The sequence below is a fragment of the Mesorhizobium monacense genome (assembly GCF_056781675.1).
The window spans coordinates 954404-972083 of sequence record NZ_CM165567.1 but is presented as its reverse complement, the minus strand read 5'-3'; the positions used below and the strand labels follow the sequence as shown (position 1 = coordinate 972083).

At 60.8% G+C, this 17680-nt stretch carries 13 protein-coding genes and 4 pseudogenes; 10 read left to right on the top strand and 7 right to left on the bottom strand.

The window, feature by feature from the left end; all coding sequences use genetic code 11:
• Positions 1–70: 70 nt before the first annotated feature.
• On the bottom strand, positions 71–1018 hold the full coding sequence (locus tag AC1RUK_RS04645) for a sugar ABC transporter substrate-binding protein (protein ID WP_481836598.1): 948 nt from the start codon (positions 1016–1018) through the stop codon (positions 71–73).
• Positions 1019–1225: 207 nt separating this feature from the next.
• On the opposite strand from AC1RUK_RS04645, the gene AC1RUK_RS04640 reads away from it, so the two are divergent.
• Positions 1226–2218, top strand: a complete 993-nt coding sequence (locus tag AC1RUK_RS04640; protein ID WP_481836599.1) for a LacI family DNA-binding transcriptional regulator — start codon at positions 1226–1228, stop codon at positions 2216–2218.
• A 144-nt stretch (positions 2219–2362) separates the two neighbouring features.
• Here AC1RUK_RS04640 and AC1RUK_RS04635 read toward each other — a convergent pair.
• Both AC1RUK_RS04635 and AC1RUK_RS04630 read right to left on the bottom strand, forming a co-directional pair.
• A pseudogene (locus AC1RUK_RS04635) lies at positions 2363–5472 on the bottom strand (efflux RND transporter permease subunit).
• Entirely contained in the window at positions 5472–6581 is a 1110-nt protein-coding gene (locus tag AC1RUK_RS04630; RefSeq protein ID WP_481836600.1) for an efflux RND transporter periplasmic adaptor subunit, read from the bottom strand. The pseudogene AC1RUK_RS04635 and the gene AC1RUK_RS04630 overlap by 1 nt, the downstream one beginning before the upstream one ends.
• Before the next feature lie 86 nt (positions 6582–6667).
• Between AC1RUK_RS04630 and AC1RUK_RS04625 the strand changes: the two genes are divergently transcribed.
• From AC1RUK_RS04625 to AC1RUK_RS04585, 9 genes and pseudogenes are all read left to right on the top strand, one after another.
• Positions 6668–7273, top strand: a complete 606-nt coding sequence (locus tag AC1RUK_RS04625; RefSeq protein ID WP_481839580.1) for a TetR/AcrR family transcriptional regulator — start codon at positions 6668–6670, stop codon at positions 7271–7273.
• The gene (locus AC1RUK_RS04620) at positions 7273–7761 is read left to right on the top strand and encodes a PaaI family thioesterase (RefSeq protein WP_481836601.1); all 489 of its coding nucleotides are present in this window, start codon (positions 7273–7275) and stop codon (positions 7759–7761) included. The genes AC1RUK_RS04625 and AC1RUK_RS04620 overlap by 1 nt, the downstream gene beginning before the upstream one ends.
• Positions 7761–9020, top strand: coding sequence for a multidrug effflux MFS transporter (locus AC1RUK_RS04615; protein ID WP_481836602.1), 1260 nt, complete (start codon positions 7761–7763; stop codon positions 9018–9020). The genes AC1RUK_RS04620 and AC1RUK_RS04615 overlap by 1 nt, the downstream gene beginning before the upstream one ends.
• A 1-nt stretch (position 9021) precedes the next feature.
• A complete protein-coding gene (gene fabF / locus AC1RUK_RS04610) occupies positions 9022–10323 on the top strand; it encodes a beta-ketoacyl-ACP synthase II (protein WP_481836603.1) in 1302 nt (433 codons plus the stop codon).
• 70 nt (positions 10324–10393) lie between these two features.
• Positions 10394–11209 (top strand): oxidoreductase, encoded by an 816-nt coding sequence (locus AC1RUK_RS04605; protein ID WP_481836604.1) that lies wholly within the window; start codon positions 10394–10396, stop codon positions 11207–11209.
• Positions 11210–11722: 513 nt separating this feature from the next.
• The gene (locus tag AC1RUK_RS04600; protein ID WP_481836605.1) at positions 11723–12181 is read left to right on the top strand and encodes a Ros/MucR family transcriptional regulator; all 459 of its coding nucleotides are present in this window, start codon (positions 11723–11725) and stop codon (positions 12179–12181) included.
• 218 nt (positions 12182–12399) lie between these two features.
• Positions 12400–12514, top strand: a pseudogene (locus AC1RUK_RS04595) (DUF3363 domain-containing protein); the annotation flags it as partial.
• Between the two features lie 431 nt (positions 12515–12945).
• Positions 12946–13170 (top strand): helix-turn-helix domain-containing protein, encoded by a 225-nt coding sequence (locus AC1RUK_RS04590; protein WP_031257363.1) that lies wholly within the window; start codon positions 12946–12948, stop codon positions 13168–13170.
• A gap of 120 nt (positions 13171–13290) precedes the next feature.
• Positions 13291–13551: pseudogene (locus AC1RUK_RS04585) on the top strand (acetyl-CoA C-acetyltransferase); the annotation flags it as partial.
• 1382 nt (positions 13552–14933) lie between these two features.
• Here AC1RUK_RS04585 and AC1RUK_RS04580 read toward each other — a convergent pair.
• The 4 genes and pseudogenes from AC1RUK_RS04580 to AC1RUK_RS04565 all read right to left on the bottom strand — a co-directional run.
• The gene (locus tag AC1RUK_RS04580; RefSeq protein ID WP_481836606.1) at positions 14934–16139 is read right to left on the bottom strand and encodes an NAD-dependent formate dehydrogenase; all 1206 of its coding nucleotides are present in this window, start codon (positions 16137–16139) and stop codon (positions 14934–14936) included.
• A gap of 369 nt (positions 16140–16508) precedes the next feature.
• The gene (locus tag AC1RUK_RS04575) at positions 16509–16736 is read right to left on the bottom strand and encodes an RNA-binding protein (protein ID WP_481836607.1); all 228 of its coding nucleotides are present in this window, start codon (positions 16734–16736) and stop codon (positions 16509–16511) included.
• Complete coding sequence (locus AC1RUK_RS04570; protein ID WP_481836608.1) at positions 16720–16920, bottom strand: hypothetical protein; 201 nt, start codon at positions 16918–16920, stop codon at positions 16720–16722. The genes AC1RUK_RS04575 and AC1RUK_RS04570 overlap by 17 nt, the downstream gene beginning before the upstream one ends.
• 239 nt (positions 16921–17159) lie before the next feature.
• Positions 17160–17676, bottom strand: a pseudogene (locus AC1RUK_RS04565) (Mu transposase domain-containing protein); the annotation flags it as partial.
• Positions 17677–17680: the final 4 nt, after the last annotated feature.

The following is a 17680-nucleotide window of genomic DNA, read 5'->3' as shown; positions in this document are numbered from 1 at the left end:
CTCGCCAGCCGAAGGCCCTCCCCGAAACCGGGGAGGGATTGCCGACGATCACGCGTTCAGCAGTCTTGGGTTAGCGGATGCCCTGAGCCGACAGCTCGACGACCTGCGCCGCCTTGTCCTTGGTGATCAGGTTCGGACCAGAAGGCACGTTGCCGCCGGGGATCAGACCATACTTGGCATAGTTTGCGAGGAAGACCACGGGCAGATAGCCCTGCAGAAACTGCTGCTGATCGATGGCAAAGGCAGCATCGCCGGCCGCGACAGCTTTCAGGAAGTCTGCCGAAAGGTCGAACGTGGCCACCTTGACCTTGCCGGTCATGCCGGCCTCGGCAACAGCAGCCAGAGACGGCTCGCCTGCGGTGCTGGCACCGAGTGCCATGATGGTGTCGACTTCAGCATTCGCGCTGAGCGCGGCCTTCACCTTGGCACGAACGTCAGCCGGATCATTGGAAACCGGCAACACCGTGGCACTGCCAGCAAAACCATCGGAGAAACCCTTGCAGCGCAGGTCGAGCGCTACGTTACCGACTTCCTGATTGACGCAGATTGCGACCTTGCCACCCATTTCCTTCAGCTTTTCGCCGGCCGCCTTGCCGGCACTGTATTCGTCCTGGCCGACATGCATGAGCGCACCCAGCGACTTCGAAACATCGGAGCCCGAGTTGATCGAGATGACCGGAATGCCGGCGGCAACAGCTTTCTGGATAGACGGCCCTAATGCCGAAGAATCCGGGATCGAGACGATCAGGCCGTCAGGCTTCTGGTTGACCGCCGCGTCGATGAGCTGGCTCATGGCCACCATGTCGAAGGTTTCCGGTGCACGGTAGTCGATATGGACGGCGGCATCCTTGGCGCCAGCCGCCATGCCGTTCTTGACCACGGACCAGAAGGGATCGTTGGCCTGGCCGTGAGTCACGGCGATGATGGAAATGTCCTTGGCAGAGGCGGCACTCGAAGCGGCGCCAAGAGCGCCCGCGAACGCCACACCAAGCATGATGTTACGAAGAAACGACTTCATTTCAGAACTCCTCCCAAAAGAATGCCCCGCGCCTCTTGGCACGAGCACGATTGTTGCGCCCCACACGGCGCGTCTGCTACCGGGTGCAACTTTCTTGCTACCGGTAGCAAACTAGCTGCGTTATAAAATCGCCCTGTCGAAAAATCAACTGTTCATTTCGAGTTTCGAGAATATGGAATATACATTCCGAAAGCAGGAGACTCGGACATGAAGCGGGCGACGGCTCAGAACGTGGCAGCGGAGGCGGGCGTATCCAAATGGACCGTGATACGGGCCTTCACGCAGGGCGCATCGATCACGGAGGCGAGCAAGGCGAAGGTGCTGGCCGCCGCCGAGAAACTCAACTACCGCCCGAATCTTCTGGCACGCAGTCTCGCCACCAACCTGACGCATCAGGTCGCGGTTCTCGTCGACGACTTCGAGAACCCCCACAAGCTTCCCTTCCTGGCAAAGCTGACACTAGGGCTGCAGGCCGAAGGGTTGCTGGCGGTCCTGATCAACATCAACGACCACTACAATCACATCCACGCAATCCTCAACGCCGATCAGCGCCAGGTCGACGCGATCGTTTTGTTCGGGACCGCTTTTCGTGACGAGACCTTGAACGATCGAAAACTCGGACGCGACGGCGCTCCGCTTTTCGTCGTGGCCAGGGATTGCCAGATCGAGGGCGTGCCGGCGATTACCTGCGACACCGATATCGCCATGGAGGAAATCGGCCGCCATCTTCTGGCGCGGGGCTACCAGCGACCGGGTTTCATGGCGGGGCGGAAAACATTGTCGACGGCGCTCGGACGACGCCGCAAATTCAAGGAATTCTGGCGTCGGGAGCGCGATGTCGACCTCGTGGAAATTTCGGCCGAGCGCTACAGCGTCGATGCCGGCGCGGAAGCGGCGCGTGCCTATCTCGAGAGGACACCGGCGGGAGAACGCATCGATGTGCTGATGTGCGAGAACGATGCGCTGGCCTTCGGCGCCATGGACGTGATCCGAAGCGAGTACGCGTTGCGAATACCGCAAGACATCGCCGTCGTCGGTTTCGACAATACGGCGTTTTCAGGATCCCCGGCCTACGACCTCACGACATATGAGCAGCCGGAGTCCGAAATGGTCGAAGCCATGATCGCCATGCTTCTGGGCCACCGAGAGAAAGTCACAGCCTATTTGCCGGGCCGACTGGTTGTGCGGACATCCAGCTGACTGGAGGCGTGCGAGGCAGCGCTCAAAAATCATCAGCACTCCCTTGATGTCCCGCCGTCAGCTACACTGATTACTCTTACTGGCATCGACGACACGAACCCGCCAGTCGCCCTGTGCAGACAAACGAGGCTCGACACCAGTGCCCTACTCGGCAGCCATAGCTGGTCGCAGTTCCAGTTCCTGCGTCGAAACCTCATGGATCTCATCCGCGGTCGGCTTGATCCGGAACCACGCGATGTAGAGCGCGGGAAGGAAGAGCAGGATCAACACCGTACCGGCCGCCGTTCCGCCGATCAGCGTATAGGCCATTGAACCCCAGAAGACGGAGTGCGTGAGGGGGATGAAGGCCAGTACGGCGGCAAGTGCGGTCAAAATGACGGGCCGTGTGCGTTGCACCGTGGCCTCGATGACGGCGTGATAGTCGTCAATGCCGGCAGCGCGGTTTTCCTTGATCTGTTCGGTCAGGATCAGCGTATTGCGCATCAGGATGCCGGCCAGTCCTATCATGCCCAGAATGGCGTTGAAGCCGAAGGGCTGGTGGAAGGTGAGCAGCATCGGCACGACGCCGACAAGGCCGAGCGGTGCCGTCAGCACGACCATGAACATCGTTGAGAAGGACCGCACCTGCAGCATGATGACGATCAACATGGCGGCTATCATGGCCGGAAAGACCTTGCCCAGCGCGGTGTTGGCCTTTTCAGCCTCTTCGATCGATCCGCCCGTTTCGATTCGATAGCCGACCGGAAGGGACGCAATCAGCGGCTGAAGGGCCTTCATGATCTGCTTGGAGACCTCCGGAGGCTGGGTCGCCTCATTGATGTCCGCGCGGATCGTGACAACGGGCGTGCGATCGCGGCGCTTCAGGATTGGCTCTTCCTGACGGATTTCCGAATGCCCGATCTGGTCGAGCGGAATCGAGCGGCCATCCCGGCTTATCAGCGAGAAATCCGCCAGACGCGCCGGATCCAGTCGCTCGCCGCCGGCGCTGCGCGCCACGATGGGTACGTTGCGAATGTCCTCGCGGACCTGCGTAACGGGGATGCCGGTGAGGAGGAATTGCAGTTGCTGGGCCACCTCCGCCGGCGAGAGGCCGATGAGGTTCAGTCGATCCTGATCGGGGACAAAGCGAAGCACGGGCGTGCGATTGCCCCAGTCACGGTTGGCCTGTCGCACGTCCGGGACGCCCCGCATGATGTCGAGGGCCTTTTCGGAAATGCTGTAGAGTTGAGTGGTATCAGGTCCCATGACCCGGAACTCGACCGGGAACGGCGTGTAGGGGCCGAACACGAGCTGTGTAACGCGGACATACGCCTCGGGTGCAAGCCCCTGCGCCACGGCCTCCCGGAGCCGGTGCTTCAACGCCTCACGCGCCTCGGCGTCCGGGGTCAGCACGACGATCTTCGCGAAGGCAGGATCAGGCAGTTCCGGGGCCATCGCGAAGAAGAAGCGCGGAGCACCCTGACCGACATAGCTCGTCACGATCTTGGCCTCGGGCTGGCTATCCAGCCAATGTTCGAGCTTCTCGACCGCGGCGGTCGTTGTCTCGATGCTGGCACCTTCCGGCAGGCGAACCTCCACCAACACTTCGGGGCGGTCGGATGTCGGGAAGAACTGCTGTTTGATGCCCCCCATACCGACGACGGAAAGCGCGAAGGCGATGCCAACGATACCGCAGGTTACGAACTTATGCCGCACGGCAAAGGTGATGAGCCGCCGCAAACGTCGATAGTTAGGCGTGTTGTAAATGGCGTGGTGACCGCCCTCGACCGGTTTGATCGCGGGCAGCATCTTGACGCCGAGATAGGGCGTGAAGACCACCGCTACGACCCATGAGACGATGAGGGCGAACCCCACGACCCAGAAGATGTTGCCGGCGTATTCGCCGGCCGTCGAGCGCGCAAAACCCACCGGCACGAAGCCGGCGATCGTCACCAGCGTTCCGGATAGCATCGGCGCCGCGGTGTGGCTCCACGCATAGGCCGCCGCCTTGATGCGGTCCATGCCCTCTTCCATCTTCACCACCATCACCTCGATGGCGATGATGGCGTCGTCCACGAGAAGACCAAGCGCCAGAATGAGGGCGCCGAGCGTTATGCGGTCGAAGAACCGGCCGGTTTCCAGCATGATGAGGAACACGACGGCGAGCGTCAGAGGGACGGCAGCTGCCACGACGATGCCGACGCGCCAGCCCATGCTGAGCAGGCTGATCAGCAGCACGACGCCGAGCGCCATCGCGAACTTCAACATGAATTCGTCAACCGCCGAAGTGATGTTGACAGCCTGATCTGACACCTTGTCCAACGTCATCCCAAGCGGCAGTGTCTGCGCGATCGCGGCAGTCTTGTCCTCCAGTGCCTTGCCGAGCGCGCGCCCATCCCAGCCCTCCTGCATAACCGCTGCGAGCATGATGGTGGGCTCGCCCTGACGCCGGATGAGGTATGTGGGAGGGTCTTCATAGCCGCGGCTGACCTCGGCAATATCGGAGAGCTTCAGCGTCCGCCCCGCAGCGACAATCGGCGTGTCGGCGATCGCCTGAACGCTGTTATAGGCGCCGTCGACCCGAATGAAGAGCCGCGGCCCCATTGTGTCGATCGAGCCCGCGGGCGTGACGGTGTTCTGCCGCTGCAAGGCAGCGACGATGTCCTGTGCCGACACGCCGAGGGTTGCCAGCTTGGCGTAGGAAAACTCGACGAATATCTGTTCGGGACGTTCACCAAGGATGTTGATCTTCTTGACGCCGGGCACGTGCAGGAGGTCCTGGCGGATCACCTCCGCCTGCCTCGCCAGTTCCCGCATCGGCATGCCACTGGCCTTCAGCGCATAAAGGGCGAAGCTCACATCCGAATATTCGTCGTTGACGAAGGGGCCAAAGACGCCGGGCGGCAGGTTGCGGGCTTCATCGCCGAGCTTCTTGCGAGCCTGGTAGAACTCCTCCTGCACGACGGACGACGGTGTGCTGTCCTTGAGCGTGACCGTCATATACGCATAACCCGGCCGTGTGGTCGTCTCCACCCGGTCGTACCAGGTCAGTTCCTGAAGCCGCTTCTCCAACGGTTCGGCGACGAGGTCCTGCATCTCGCGCGCCGTCGCGCCCGGCCATGCCGTCGTGACAGTCAGGGTCTTGATGGTGAAGCTCGGGTCCTCCGCCCGGCCGAGCATGAGGAAGGCGTAGGCACCGGCAGCCACCAGCAGAAGGATGAAAAAAAGGTGACGGCGCGTTCGCGAACGGCGATCGCGGAAAGATTGAAGCTCATCAGTTGCTCCCGCTTTCGGACTCAGTCCGGACGAGAGCGCCCTCCCGTAGGAGGTGGGCGCCGAGCGACACAATGGGAACGTTGGAGTTCAATCCGGAGATCACAGCGGTTTCGCTGGTTACACGAACAAGCTGCACGGGCTGAAAGTGTACGGTCGAGGTGGCGCTGTCCAACACCCAAACGCCGGTCTTCCGGCCGTCGTCGAGCACGGCTCCCAATGGCACCTGGACCTCCGGCTGTTTCACCTGGCTTGCAAGCCGAATGGTTACCGTAGCGCCAAGCGGTGCTGCAGCAGCCTCGCCGTCGAGCACATAGCGGGCCTCATAAGTGCGGGTCTGGGCATCGGCGGAGTCCGACAGCTGCCGCAGATGCGCTGAGTAACGACGCTCATCGCCCCCATACACGCTAGCCTCGGCCGCAGAGCCGATCGCCGGCCGGATCGTTTCGGGAAGCGTGACCACCGCTTCGCGGGGGCCGGCCTTGGCGATCCGGATTATTGGCTGGCCGGCAGCGACGACCTGCCCCGGCTCGCCGAGCGTTTCAACCACTGTTCCATCCGCGTCGGCCAAAAGGACTGCATAGGCCGCCTCGTTTTCGGCGACCCGTGCGTCGGCCTCGGCGGCGGCAAGTTGCGCCTGGGCGGTATCCATCGCAGCCTTCGCCTGCTCGTAGCGCTGGGGTGTAACCCACCCACTGCCGAGCAAGCTGGCGTATCGCCGTTCATCCGGCTGCGTCTGGACGACGGTTGCCCGCGCTGCGGCAACGGCATTGCGCTTCGCCGAAAGCGCAAGGCGCAGATCGGTATCGTCAATCCGCATCAGCGGCTGACCGGTTTTGACCGCCTGACCGACGTCCACCAGCCGTTCCAAGATCTTTCCAGGAACCCGAAAGCCGAGATTGCTCTGCACCCTCGCCCCGATGATGCCGGTGAAGCCGCGTTCTGATCCGGTCACCGGCGCTGCCGACACCAATCTGACGAATGGTGCTTCCTGCCTCGGGTCGGTCACCAAAGGGGCTTCCTGCGCAGGAGTAGCAAACGTGGCGAATGCCGCCGCACATGACATCGCCATCAGGGTCGATCCCAATACGATAACGGTTCTCTTTTTCATGCTGGTCGCCTCATCTCAAAATAGATTGCGTTCATCCTCTATATCGATTATAGATTACGAATGCAATCTAAAAAAGGAGATTGATGATGCGTGTGAGTCGTAGTCAGGCTGCGGAAAACCGCGAAACCGTGATCAATGTGGCAAGCCGGCTTTTTCGGGAGCGCGGCTTTGACGGCATTGGCCTCAAGGATCTGATGAAGGGTGCCGGGCTGACCCAGGGCGCTTTTTACAAGCAATTCGAGTCAAAGGACGACCTGGCGGCGCAGGCGTCCAGGCGGGCAATGGAGAGCGCCACGCACCGATGGTCAGTCGCGACTGCGGCAAGCCCTGAGGATCCGCTCGGCGCGGTGACCGCGTTCTACCTCAGCATGGACCATAGCGGAGAAAAGAGGGACGGTTGCCCAATCGTGGCGCTTGGTTCGGATGCCGCCAGACAGGGCTCGGACGTAAAAGCGTCGTTCGAAGCCGGCATCAAGGAGCATCTCGAGATCCTCGGCCGTTTCATTGCCGAGGCCAATGCCGACGAGGCCGGCGGCAAGCCCATGGCCATTCTCTCGACAATGGTCGGCGCGGTGCTCCTCTCGCGGGTCGTCAACGACGAGCAGTTGTCGAGGCAATTCCTGCAATCGGCGGCCGAGTACGTGCTGGTAGGGTCGCCTGTCGTTGTCGATGCCCGGCCGGGAGCCCGCTAATGAGGATGCATCTGGCCAAAACGCGCAGCGCAACTGCTTCAATGGCCGACATGGCAGGCTGGTCCGGACTTGAGCTGGTTGCGAGGCTTGCGGAGGGGAGCATTCCCCGCCCTCCGATGGCTGAGACTCTCCCTTTCACTTTGCTTCCTCCCGAGGATGGCAAGGTCGAACTCCTGGCCTCCCCAGAGCCGCGCTTTGCCAACCTGACGAATACGGTTCACGGCGGCTGGATCATGACGATGCTCGACACCGCAATGGCACTTGCCGCGCAGACGACGCTTTCGCCCGGTGAAACCTGTCCGTCCCATGAAACCAGTGCCAAGTTTGTCCGCCCGGTCCTCGTCGATTCCGGCGAGATGCGAGTGATCGGCCACGTGGTCTCGCGCGGCCGGACGGTCATCACGCTGGAAGGCAGGATCGAGGACGCTCAGCGCAGACTCCACGCGCATGGCACGTCAACATGCTTGGTCGTGAGCAGGAAGCCGTGATGTCGGCGCTTTCAATCGCGAACCCCACGCCTTCCGAGCGACACCTGACCAGCGGAATTCTGTTCCTGCTTGCCGGTCTGGCCGCGCTCGGCGCGTTCGCCACCAACATCATCCTTCCTTCCTTTCCGCGGATTGGTGCCGATCTCGGCGTTTCCTCCCAGCAACTCGCCCTGACATTGAGCAGCTTCTTCGTTGCTTTCGCATTCGGACAGGTTCTGGCCGGACCACTTTCAGATCGCTTCGGCCGGAGTTGGCTGGTACTCGGGGGCCTTGCAATCTTTGTCGCGGGCAGCGTCGTTTGTGCCTTCGCCAACACCTTGTCCTTCATGGTTCTCGGCCGTGTAATCCAAGCGCTAGGGGCTTGCGCAGCCTCGGTCTTGTCTCGGGCCATCGCACGTGACCTGTTCGACGGCGAGGCGCTCGCACGGGCTCTGGCGCTAACCATGATTGCTGGGGCAGCTGCGCCTGGCTTTTCGCCTCTGCTCGGAAGCGCGCTCGATGGCCTTTTCGGCTGGCGGATCACCTTCCTTGTCGTTGCGGCATTCGCCGTGGCCCTCGCGGTGCACTATTCCAGGCGTATCGGCGAGACGCATCCGGCGGATCGCAGGTCGTCCCTGGCGGCTTCGACCGCGGCATCGTCTTACGGCCGCCTAGCCGTCGACCCGCGCTTTCTGCTTCCCGCCCTCTCAGTCAGCCTTATCATCGGCGGGCTCTATACCTTTTTCGCCGCAGCGCCCGCCGTCCTGATGAGCGAGTTGGGCCTTACCGCCTTCGAACTCGGACTGTCCTTCGCGACAACGGTTCTGATCGTCATCGCGGCGGGGTTTCTCGCGCCGCGCCTAGCTCGCCGCTGGGGCCAGTGTAGTGTTGGCACGATAGGCCTCGTCGTCGCTCTCGCTGGCGGCCTCTTCATGTTCGCGTTCGCCGCAGCACCGACCTTCGTGACCTTCACCATGGCTATTGCGCTGTATCTTTTCGGCATGGGATTGATCAATCCGATCGGCACCGCGATCGCACTTCATCCTTTTGGGCAGCAGGCCGGGCTGGCATCCGCGCTGCTCGGTTTTCTGCAGATGGGCTGCGCAGCCGTCGGCTCGTCGATTGCCAGTGTCTTGCCTCTAGAGCCATCCGCTTCCCTTGCCGTCATCCTGACCACGTCTTCGGCGCTTGCCCTTCTGGTTTTTCTTCCGGTCGCTCTACGCCGGCCCCAGGCGCAGCCGAGCGGATCTGGCGGCGCACCCGAATCGATAGGAGAATAGAATGCGACGGATTGTGGTCACAGGCATGGGGGCGGTCACGCCCCTTGCCGCCAATGTTGAAGCGTCCTGGTCGCGCCTGCTGGCCGGTCGTTCGGGCATCCGTAGGCTTCCGGACGATGCGGTGGGAGACCTGCCGGCGAAGATTGGCGGCGTGGTTCCCTCCTTGAAGGAAGACCCCGACGCTGGCTTCAATCCTGATGGCATCCTGTCCGCGAAGGATCAGCGCAAGGTGGATCGGTTCATTCTCTTTGCGCTGGCGGCGGCAGAAGAGGCGCTTACGCAGGCGAAATGGAAGCCTGCCTTGGAAACGGATCGCCTGCGCACGGCAACGATCATCGCCTCGGGCATCGGCGGCTTTCATGCCATCACCGAGGCGGTGCGCACGGTCGATCAGCGTGGCGTCCGCCGCCTGTCGCCCTTTACTGTGCCGTCCTTCCTGGTGAACCTCGCGGCGGGCCAGATCTCGATCCGTCATGGCTTCAAAGGTCCCCTCGGCGCACCGGTAACGGCGTGCGCGGCCGGTATCCAGGCGATCGGCGACGCGGCCCGTCTTATCCGCGCGAACGAAGCTGATATTGCCGTATGCGGGGGCACGGAAGCCTGCATGAACATCGTCAGTCTCGGTGGGTTTGCCGCCGCACGCTCGCTTTCAACCGGCTTCAATTGGGCACCGGCTCAAGCCTCGCGTCCCTTCGACATATCGCGGGACGGATTCGTCATGGGCGAAGGAGCCGGCGTGCTGGTCATCGAGGCGTTGAGCCACGCGCTGGCACGCGGCGCAAAACCGCTCGCCGAGCTCGTCGGCTACGGTACGACGGCGGATGCTCATCACGTCACCTCTGGTCCCGAGGACGGCGGCGGTGCGCGCCGGGCTATGGAGATCGCGATTGCGCAAGCAGGGATTTCACCGCGCGAGGTTCGTCATCTCAATGCGCATGCGACCTCCACGCCAGTCGGCGACCTGGGTGAGATCGAAGCGATCAAGAGCGTGTTCGGCCGCGACTTCGCCATAGCTGTCAGCGCAACGAAATCGGCGACCGGACACCTGCTCGGCGCGGCCGGCGGGCTTGGTGCCATCTTCTCGATCCTGGCGCTCAGGGACCAGGTCGCCCCGCCGACACTCAATTTGAGCGCTCCCGATCCGGCCGCCGACGGTATCGACTTCGTTGCAAACGAGCCCCGGCCAATGAAGATGGAGTACGCGATCGCCAATGGCTTCGGCTTTGGCGGCGTGAATGCCAGCGCCTTGTTCAGGCGCTGGAGCGCTCCGGCTGCCCGACGTGAGGGTCAGGGGCGCTCATGATTGGCACCCCTCACACCGACCTTTCATGCTTCTCCAACTCCGTTCCAACACAAAGAAAGATATGATTTCCATGAACAAGACCAATCCTGGCGTCGCCATCGTGACAGGGGCATCCTCCGGCATCGGCCGCGCTACGGCTGATTCCTTGCTAAGCGCGGGCTATCGCGTATTCGGAACCAGCCGTCGCACGGCCTCCAAGCAATCCGATGGCGTTACCATGCTGACCTGCGACGTGACCGACGACGCGTCCGTTGCGAAAATGGTCGATGACGTTCTGGCCAAGGCCGGGCGCATCGACCTGCTTGTCAACAATGCCGGCATGGGTCTGTTTGGCGGCGCGGAGGAGTCCTCGACCGCCCAGGCCCAGGCGCTGTTCGACGTGAACGTCTTCGGCGTTTTGCGCGTGACCAACGCGGTGTTGCCGGCAATGCGACGCCAAGGGAAAGGCAGAATCGTCAATTTGAGTTCGGTACAGGGGTTCATCCCGGCTCCCTATTTCGCGCTTTACGCGTCGACCAAACATGCCATCGAGGGTTATTCCGAATCGCTCGATCACGAATTGCGCCCGTTCGGCATTCGCGTTTCGTTGGTGGAGCCCGCCTATACCCGTACGTCATTCGAGGACAATCTCGCCGCCCCCGACCAGTTGCTCGATATCTACGACTCCGCGCGCGCCGGCATGACTATGTCCGTTCGGAAATCGATGGAAAAAGGCGATGCGCCCGAAGTGGTAGCCAAGACCGTTTTGGCCGCTGCGATCGATCCCGCTCCGAAGAGGCGCTATGCGGCGGGAAAAATGGCGCGCCAGGTCAGTTTCCTGCGCCGTTTCGTCCCCGCGTCCGCATTCGACAAAAGCCTGCGAAAGCAGCTCGGGCTGCCGGTCTGACGATTTCGGCTGCAGACAAAACGAGGTCTTCGTATCCAAATGCGGGTACTAGATAACCAACGTGTACATTGAGTAGAGGGGGCAATTCAAAATGAATCCTCATCCAAGACAACGGAGCAGGAACCGCCGATCTGATGAGTGTGGGGAAAGGCGGTAGCGCTCTACCGACTCGAACCCCAGAACGGGTGCTCGATCAAGTTTGCACCAGTGCGGATCCAGACATCCCAATTTCCTTCACAAGCGCGCGCAATTCGGCTGGAGGCGCAAGGCAGAAAGTTCGAAATGCTTCCAGGAACCCCAGCCAAACCGGATGCTGGGCAGGCAACTTCGCTCGACGAGCGTCTTTCGTTCTACGGTAGCGACTACTTCTGAAATAACATCAAAGAGTTGTCCGAAGACCTTACGAATTCTGCGTCGGCTCCACTGCAGTTCGATAGACCAGGCTTAGGAGGGCGGTTGCGTCGTTGATCATCAACCCATAGAGAGGGGATAAATCAGACAAAAGGACCACCAATGACCAACGAATCCGATACCCGCTCTGCCGAACTAGCTGAGTTAACCGCCGACATTGTCTCAGCGTATGTCAGCAACAATCCATTGCCGGTGTCTGGCTTGCCGGACATGATAGCATCGGTTCATGCTTCGCTGTCCGGACTTGGCACGCCGATCCCGCCTGTCGTTGAGCCGCAAACTCCCGCGGTCAACCCGAAGAGGTCGGTGACGCCGGACTTCATTATCTGCCTCGAAGACGGCAAGAAGTTCAAATCCCTGAAGCGGCATCTTAGCACGGACTTCGGCCTGACACCGGACGCCTATCGCGCCAAATGGAACTTGCCGCACGACTACCCTATGACAGCTCCGAATTACGCCGCTCAGCGCTCGCAATTGGCGAAGTCCATCGGGCTTGGCCGCAAGGCTGAACCCGTCGCACCAGCCAAGAAGGCACCTGCCAAGCGGAAAGCCAAAGCATAGTCCGCCACCACCTGACGCAACGGAAAGACTCAGCTATGTCTGGAGAGCGGCGGACCTGAAAAGGACCGTCTGGCCGGCGCCATTCGGGCAACCTCCCAGCGAGGGCGCCGGCCTTTTTTCCTAGCGGGGCGGCAATCGATGATTACTTCAATTGTCGGTCAGTCAATCTGCGGCAGTGCCGGTTTGGTGGTGACTCTAGTACCTGGTCACTGCCTGCGGCTACCGCCGGCGAACACGTCTCAGGCACCTGTCGCCAGCGTCTGATACTGTCATCGGGCCGCTTCGCGATGATCGACGACGGCCTCGGCTTCCAACTCGTGCCGTGGTCACCGTGCGTTCATCCTCTGATTATCCCGTCACTCCTACGTTGCGACATGGGGATGAGATTTTGAGAGTAGTTCGCCTCGCGTTTCTTGCGCTCGCCCCGCTCAGCCTTCTTGGCTGGCTCAAACTCGCCGACAAGCGTCGCCTCATTCCAATTCGTCGACTCCGACGTCAACCCCAAGCACTAACGGGTCGAGGCGATGGTACCGGAGATCGCACTCCTCATTTTCCGGTTGGCCCGGGTCGACCGACCTTGCACACTTTGTTGGCAGTTGATCCGATTTCTATCCAGACATATCCCCTGCTTCTACTCCCTCACTCAGCGGCTTTTATTTCCGATGCACATACCCACTCATGGCCGCGCAACTGCATGACCAAGGGTTTGGGAGCGTGCTTGAGCCTGCTCACATGTTCCTGACGTCGGACATTTGGAGAGCTTGATGGACAACAGGAAGTTTTTGACAGCTGAGGAAGTGTCGGAACGCTATCGCGGCAGCATCTCTCTTGGAACGCTGCGAAATTGGCGAGCCAAGAGGATTGGACCGGCGTACGTCAAGCTTGGCAAAGCCGTGTTGTACCCAATTGAGGAACTCGAGACGTGGGATCAAAAGAATACAGTGGCGTGCCGTGCGTCAAAGCGATTCAGCATGAACGGCGGTGAGTGAGCGTGATTAGTGACGGAGGAGCATCCAATACCGCCCCCAGAAGCCGCTCCTCACGTTCCCGGAGATAGGGATTTTTGCAATACCTTTCAACAAGATAGCTTACGGCGAGAGGAAGTTGCACAGCCATCCGAGCTCGACGTCATGGAGATCAATGAGGCCTTTGCCGCGCAGGCCATCGCGGTCAACCGCGAGATGGGCTGGAACGAGGAGATCATCAACATCAGCGGCGGCGCCATCGCGCTCGGCCATCCGCTCGCCGGATCCGGCTGCCGCATCGTGGTGACGCTGCTCCACGAGATGACGAGGCGCAAGGCACGCAAGGGCTTGGCCTCGCTCTGCATCGGCGGCGGCCAGGGCGTGGCGATATGCTTGGAGCGATGAGGCTGAATCTCTGCGCAGTTTTAGGCTGAGAGAACTGGGCATGGTCTTGGCCACGCCGCCTACTGACGTCATAATCCGACGAACGGCAGCTTTGGGTCAACGGCAAAGCTCAACTCTACGACCGACTTGCGGCGCAAAGCTGCCATTCAGTAGAAGACAAATGCGATCGGCGAGGAGCTGGACCACCTCTTGAATCTACATTGGCGAACCGCTTCTTAAGTTATTGATAGATAACGATCATGTTGGTCGCGGAGGGACGTCGTCTTTTCAACAAAATCAATCAGTTAGCGGGTGGTTCGCCACGCAGTATCCTTCGTATGTTCTCGTATGGTCTGGCGAACCCAAGGACAACAAGGAGGAATGAACCTACTCATCAGACACCTTGTCCCACTAGCCGTGGGGGAGTTTGTCTCGGAGGCGCACACAAATGCCAGTGATGGTGCCAAGCACCGTGCTGCCGCCATTGTTGGCACGATAGTTGTCCGAACAGATGACCATGGCGATTTGGCTGAACGGCTCAGTAAAAAGACGGTGTCCCTGTCCAGCGCCCATAAATGTGTCGGCACTCAGACCCGACCAGTGGAATAGCCGAGCCAGGTTCTCGACATCTGGCCTTTGTCCCTCGTCGAGGCCAAGTCGCTTGTGAATCGCCAAGGTTTGGATGCCAAAGTTAGGCAGCAGCCGCCTTCTTTGCGATCTCGGCACGGCGCTCTGGCGTCATGCTCTCGGCACGTTTCTTTCCGCCCTACGCGCCTAGAGAGCTCGCGCAGCGGGGTCTCTGCCGTCGTCAATCACGTCGTCGGCTTCCTCGCCGGTAGCAATGCGCATGACGCGGAGGGCATTGCCGATTACATCGGCTGGGCGCTTCTGGCCCTTAGGTCCGGTCGGCATCTTTGAGGGCCTTCATAGTGCTTTCGATAGTTCCGTCGACCTTGAGGGCATGTCCCTCATCGAAGATTATGTGCGTAATCGTATGTGTCGCGTCCGGTCGCATAAACCGAATTTGTTCGGGGTTCACCCAAACGATGGTTTGTGTATCCACGTCAACAAATCGGCAGAACTGCGCCATGAAACCACCTATGCATTGCACTGAGCATCTAGGAGTTTGGGCCGGGGCGCGACGTCTGGCTCCAAATCTGCCGCAGCGCTGCAAGCGTGCCCGCCTCGTCGGTCCATCATGCTGGAGTAACCGGCAACGTCGGCGGCGAGGATGGCGGCGAGCCGGCGCGTAGTCTGCTGTTCCGTCATACGGACCCACAGGCGATGCGCTGAGCAACGTCTATTGTGCGGGATATTCGTGATCTCTGAAAGATCCTGTTTTGGCCGCTAAGCCGCTTCAGCCAGGTTTCATGCCGTCCGGCTCGACTTGTTCCGTCTTTGCCTCACGTCTTGGCCTTGAAGCGTGCCGCTTCTTCCGAACCGCCCGTGGCGTCTCCCGCGCTGTAGGAATGTGCGCCGGCGCCGGCGAGCTTGCCGCCGTCGACGATCAGATATTCCTCACGGATTGGCCTGCCTTCGAACCAGCACTCCAGAATCTCGCGGGTGCCGGCGGCGTAGCGCGCCTGGGCGGAGAGCGACGATCCCGAAATGTGCGGCGTCATGCCGTGATGCGGCATTGATCGCCATGGATGGTCCTTGGGCGCCGGCTGCGGGAACCAGACGTCGCCGGCATAACCTGCGAGTTGGCCGCTCTCCAGCGCGCGGGCGATGGCGTCGCGATTGCAGATCTTGCCGCGCGCCGTGTTCACCAGATAGGCGCCGCGTTTCATCCTGGCGATCATCGCCTCATCGAAGAGATTTTCCGTCTCCGGGTGCAGCGGTGCGTTGATGGTGACGACATCGCAGACGGGCACCATTTCCGCCGCCGTCTTGTGGAAGGTGACCCCTAGTTCTTTCTCGACCGCCTCTGGAAGGCGATGGCGGTCGGTGTAGTGGAGCTTCAAGTCGAACGGTTTGAGGCGGCGAAGCACCGCCAGGCCGATGCGTCCTGCCGCAACCGTGCCGACATCCATTCCTTCCACATCATAGGAGCGTGCGACGCAGTCGGCGATATTCCAGCCACCCTTCATGACCCACTGGTAGGAGGGGATGTAATTGCGCACGAGGCCGAGGATCATCATGACCACATGTTCGGATACGCTGATCGAGTTGCAGTAGGTCACTTCGGCCACCGTGATCCCGCGGTCCATTGCGGCCTGCAAATCGACATGGTCGGATCCGATGCCGGCCGTGATCGCAAGCTTCAGCTTGTTTGCCTTGGCTATTCGTTCCTCGGTAAGGTATGCCGGCCAGAAGGGCTGCGAGATCACGATTTCGGCGTCGACGAGTTCGTACTCAAAAACGCTGTCTGGACCGTCCTTGTCCGAGGTTACAACCAGGCTGTGCCCGTGGCTTTGGAGGAATTTCCGGAGACCCAGTTCGCCGGACACGCTGCCGAGCAGGATCCCCGGTTCAAAGTCAATGGCCTTCGGCGCGGGAAGGGTCTGGCCGCCCGGATAGCGGTCAAGCTTCGGCAGGCCGTCCCGCGCGTATCTTGTCGGATAACCGTCGACCGGATCGTCATAGAGGACGCAAACGACCTTTGCCATTTTGTATCTCCCTTCGTTTGAAAACGAAGAGGAAGTCGCTCTATTGTTGATGCTGCCTGTCGAAATCGACGAGCAGCAGGGCGACCGCCCGGTTGAATGTCTGTGGCAAGCAGGCACGTAGCCTAGCGCTTCCTCATTCGGAAAATTGCGCGCCGTTTTGAATTAGATGGAGGTGCCGGACACGGTTTCAAGTGCGGGCCGCAGTGGTGCCGCGTTCGATTTCCTTCGTTTTCAGACTTCACGGTGCGCGCGCTAAAGAATTTCAGCTTGGGCGCGTTCTTGAAATGGCAGAGTCATCAGCTGACCGATGGACCTATGAGCGCAGGATCGTGGAACGATTCGGAGGGCGGCAGGAACTCGATCTATGGCCTAGCGTTTCCACCGCGCCGCCGCCTTTTTAGCGATTTCGGCGCGCCTCTCTGGTGTCATGTTCTCAGAGCGCTTCTTGCCGCCCTCGGCGCCAAGAGCCTTCGCAGTAGGGTCCTCGCCGTCGTCAATAACGTGGTCGGCTTCCTCGCCGGTAGCAATGCGCATGACGCGGACGGCATTGCCGATCACGTCGGCGGGGCGCTTCTGGCCTTCAGGTCCGGTCGGCAACGTCGTCGCCCTCCACGGCACGCTCAAGATCATCCAGTTCGGTCAAAGTGCCGTCGCTGGCATAGATGTGGAATTTGATATTCCCCGCTTTGAGTTCGCGTGCCTGGTTTACGGCCTGCCTGCTGGACAAGTCATTGACCATCAGGACGTTCGGCTCCTTACCGAGTTTTATGGAATAACTCATTGCCCCTGCTCCTATGCTTTCCGCTAAGCATAACGAGTTCGGTGCGGATCGCGACAAGCGCGGCGTCAAACTGAGACGTCAAACTGAGACACTACCCACTTCTATCATCGAACTTCAACGCACGTTACAACGTTAAAAGAAGCGCGCAATGCTGCCGGCAAGACTCCGGAGGCAGCCAGACAACAAATTGTCCAAGCCACAATCGTTTGTCACAAAGTAAGAGGTCGGGAAGCGCCGCCCTCGGGCACATCCCGGTTCTTCAAGGGTGCTGCCCGATCGAGCGCGTTCGGCTTCGTCTCGATCAGCGGCAGATAATGCAGCGGATCGAAGACGAACGCGCCCGGACCATAGGAGCGCTGATGCCGGGCAATCGCCTCGCCGCCGCACAGGATGACCACCTGATCCACTAACCCCTTCACCATCACCTCTGGAAGCCATGGCTTCGGAACCGAGTAGTCGTTGCCGCGATAACCAGCGCCGTCGACGAGACGCGGTCAGCCCGCTTCTCGCATGGCTCCAGCGCTACGGCAGGCAGTTCCCTGAACGCTTCAAGATCGGCGACAAGCCACTCGCCGATCGCCCGGCATGACGGCCGGCTCTTTCCGCCTGCCGTGCCCGGCATCGCTGGTCCAGCCTGGCATTGAGATCATCGACGCTCGCCGCCGCCGGTATCGGCGTCATGAAGTTCGAGCGGGCATACTTCACCATGCCCTCGACCTTGCCTATCGTTCCCCCTTGGCGGGAGCGTACTAGACGAAGA

What these genes read in the sequence shown, in the direction of transcription:
- AC1RUK_RS04645 (WP_481836598.1), bottom strand. Translation starts at nt 1,018, where the DNA reads ATGAAGTCGTTTCTTCGTAACATCATGCTTGGTGTGGCGTTCGCGGGC.
- AC1RUK_RS04640 (WP_481836599.1), top strand. Translation starts at nt 1,226, where the DNA reads ATGAAGCGGGCGACGGCTCAGAACGTGGCAGCGGAGGCGGGCGTATCC.
- AC1RUK_RS04630 (WP_481836600.1), bottom strand. Translation starts at nt 6,581, where the DNA reads ATGAAAAAGAGAACCGTTATCGTATTGGGATCGACCCTGATGGCGATG.
- AC1RUK_RS04625 (WP_481839580.1), top strand. Translation starts at nt 6,668, where the DNA reads ATGCGTGTGAGTCGTAGTCAGGCTGCGGAAAACCGCGAAACCGTGATC.
- AC1RUK_RS04620 (WP_481836601.1), top strand. Translation starts at nt 7,273, where the DNA reads ATGAGGATGCATCTGGCCAAAACGCGCAGCGCAACTGCTTCAATGGCC.
- AC1RUK_RS04615 (WP_481836602.1), top strand. Translation starts at nt 7,761, where the DNA reads ATGTCGGCGCTTTCAATCGCGAACCCCACGCCTTCCGAGCGACACCTG.
- fabF (WP_481836603.1), top strand. Translation starts at nt 9,022, where the DNA reads ATGCGACGGATTGTGGTCACAGGCATGGGGGCGGTCACGCCCCTTGCC.
- AC1RUK_RS04605 (WP_481836604.1), top strand. Translation starts at nt 10,394, where the DNA reads ATGAACAAGACCAATCCTGGCGTCGCCATCGTGACAGGGGCATCCTCC.
- AC1RUK_RS04600 (WP_481836605.1), top strand. Translation starts at nt 11,723, where the DNA reads ATGACCAACGAATCCGATACCCGCTCTGCCGAACTAGCTGAGTTAACC.
- AC1RUK_RS04590 (WP_031257363.1), top strand. Translation starts at nt 12,946, where the DNA reads ATGGACAACAGGAAGTTTTTGACAGCTGAGGAAGTGTCGGAACGCTAT.
- AC1RUK_RS04580 (WP_481836606.1), bottom strand. Translation starts at nt 16,139, where the DNA reads ATGGCAAAGGTCGTTTGCGTCCTCTATGACGATCCGGTCGACGGTTAT.
- AC1RUK_RS04570 (WP_481836608.1), bottom strand. Translation starts at nt 16,920, where the DNA reads ATGAGTTATTCCATAAAACTCGGTAAGGAGCCGAACGTCCTGATGGTC.